Raw genomic sequence first — 2,410 nt, 5'->3', positions numbered from 1 at the left:
TGCTTCTGCTGCTTCTCGCTCATTAAGGATTTTCAGATGTTCTTCAGCAAATTCAACGGCATGGTTAACATATTTTTCTACGTCATTATCATCCAAATGTTCAGAAATCGTACCAGCTTCTAAAAAATTTTGATAAGATTTCAGCACATCAATTTTACCTGTTAATGCTAAACAAGCTAAATGCCAGACTATGTCTATATCGTAACTATATTTTTTAACAAGTGTTTTACTTTCTATCGATGCTTGCAAGTCTTGGGTGCGTGCCCATTGTATTATCCGCTCAGAAATTTTGATAAGCTCGTGATCATTTAATATTCCCACACAAATATCAATTCCTTTACCAAAACCGCTAAAAATCCCTCCCCCAATCGTGTTAAAAGACTTATAAATATCCGTAGGTCGTATCCAATTATATTCTCCCCTATAGCGCATACAACGACAAGCTACAGAAATCTCTTCGTTAGAAACCTCAGCTTCAAGACGGACATTGTAATTATCGAGAAGACGTACAAAACCAAAATCAAACTGAATAAAACGATCAGGCAAAGAGAGCCACATCTTTCCAAGTTCCGTAGAAAACCACCCTTGCGTTTTGAGAATACGGCTTGCTGCAGTAAGGCTCATCGAGCGCTGTTTGGGCTTTTTGCGCGTTAGAATATCGTCTAACTCCCCATTCTTATAGGCTTGTGCAAATAAAATAAGGCGATCAATCCATTCTATGGTTGCGTAATCCGCAAATTCTGGAACATGTAATTGGGGTGCCGGTTTATCAGATCTTAAAGCATTAATATCACCAAGCAATGCTTTTGCAACAGCAGAATGATTGACGGCTTCTTCACGTAATTTTTGTTCAATATCCTGTGCTTGCGCCCAAGCAATTACTTTGTTTAAGGCGTCCTCGATATGACTTTCTGAAAGATTCTGTGCCGTAACTCCAAAATTTTCTTCTGCAGAAATCAACATATCGTCATATTTATAGCGCGACTGTTCACCTCTAGAATATTTCCCAGCAAGGCAATAAGCGGCGGTGGTAAGAGAAACTGATAGCCACAACTTTCCACCATCTTCTCCATAATCTACAACATCGTAAAGAATGCGTATTATACGATCAGAAAGATGATAATAAGCAAATGTATCTCCAACTTCATCGCGATGGGGCTCCCAACTATGTTTTTTTAAAATCTCTGTTACATCTTTGGTTTGCATAATACTTCACTTTTCTTCTAAATAACTTGGATATTGGTTGAGTTTATATTTGCGTGGTCCTTTTTCCCATTTCTTACTCAATTGTTTTTTAGGCCACTCTTTATTAAATACTTTTATTTGATCCTCAGTTGGTTTCTCCTTTTCTATAAAATTTTTGAGATTTTCTTGGTATTTATTAAACTTCTCTTTCTTTTGCTTAAGATACTCTTCAGCTTTAGAGCCACAAAATTTTATGCTTCCTGTTGTTTTACATATTTCTCTTAAACCTTTCTGCACTTCATTTAATTTGGCTTTACCAGTTTTTGTCTCACTAAATGCAGGTTCACCATCCTCAATATAAGTAATATCAGGACGTGTTCTTGCTTTAATTGTGCCTTTATCTGTCGTAATTTCAATTTCAATCGTTAATTCTCCCTCGCTTGGTGAAAATCCTTCCTCCTCTAATCTTTGTTTTTCCTCATCGCGTTTTTTGTCATGATGTTCCCTACCTTTATTAAGCTTTTTACCCTTTCCATCATTATCATCGTCATTATTGTTTTGTGGGTCTTTGCCACTCGCCTGAGAATTTTTATTTTTTTCTTCTTTTGAGTTTTGATTTGTTTTTTCGCTATCTTCTGCAGAATTTTTTGATGCAAACCAATAGGTAAGGAAATCAGCTATAGCGGTTCTATTGTTAGGAGATTGAACAATAGTTGCTCCACCAGCCATAAAAAGAGACAGAGCTGCCAACTCTTGTGGCGTAAGCGACACAATGAACGCTACAGCAGCTGCTACCGCAGGAAGAAAATTATTTTCGGCAGCATTACCTGCGGCATCAGCACCAGTATTGACATCACCACCAGCAAGGGCAGCAGCAAAGCCCCCCGCTATGCGCGCGATATCAATGGCATGATCATTAAAATCAGAAAACTGTGCTTCAATCTTTGCATTGATACGCGCTTGTTCTTCTGCCGTTGGAACACGACCATCCAATGCTGCTATTTCTTTTTGTATAAAATTTTTGGTCGACAGTTTAAACTGGAGCATAGCAGTGGCTTCGCCCACAGCCCCGCCAATCGCACCGGCAGAGCAAGCACCGCTCGCAACAGCGCCTTTTAAGCAGCCAAGTCCTGCATGGGCAACGATCTGCGTGACCGTATCTATTTTGCCTTCTGCCTTGGCGGTACCGATTTCTTCCGCCAACGATTTGCCAACCGTATCAGAC

2 protein-coding genes are annotated in these 2,410 nt (G+C 39.3%); both read right to left on the bottom strand.

The window, feature by feature from the left end; genetic code table 11:
- A partial coding sequence (locus ACFIL2_RS06545) for a DUF6990 domain-containing protein (protein WP_375677068.1) occupies positions 1-1,206 on the bottom strand: 1,206 nt, incomplete at its 3' end.
- A 6-nt stretch (positions 1,207-1,212) separates the two neighbouring features.
- A partial coding sequence (locus tag ACFIL2_RS06540; RefSeq protein ID WP_375681714.1) for a VENN motif pre-toxin domain-containing protein occupies positions 1,213-2,410 on the bottom strand: 1,198 nt, incomplete at its 5' end.

Source organism: Bartonella sp. AP30XZML (assembly GCF_042195945.1).
Classification (GTDB): Bacteria; Pseudomonadota; Alphaproteobacteria; order Rhizobiales; family Rhizobiaceae; genus Bartonella.
This window is presented reverse-complemented; position numbering and strand designations above follow the sequence as displayed.